1 pseudogene is annotated in these 313 nt (G+C 60.1%); it reads right to left on the minus strand.

Annotated elements, in window-relative coordinates:
- Positions 1–313, minus strand: a pseudogene (locus tag Q4563_RS18400) (hypothetical protein); the annotation flags it as partial.

Here is a 313-nt window from a genome sequence, read left to right on the forward strand (position 1 = left end):
GTCGACTTGCCCGAACCGATTTGACCCACCACCGCCACCCGATCCCCGGCCTTGAGCGACAATGAGCCGACATCCAGTTGCAACACCGGCGAATCCGGATAAGAAAAACTCACCGCTTGCAACGCGATCTCCGCCGGAGGCTCCGACGGCATCAGCAGCGATTGCTCTGCCCGTCGCTCGGTATCCAGATCCAGCACCTGATCCACCATTTTCAGCGACTGCTGCACATTTTCCCACTGCGCCATATAACGCACCGCCTGACTGACCGGAGCAATCACCCGCCCGCCCAGAATACTGCATGCGATCATCGCCC

This window comes from Gilvimarinus sp. 1_MG-2023, assembly GCF_030548285.1.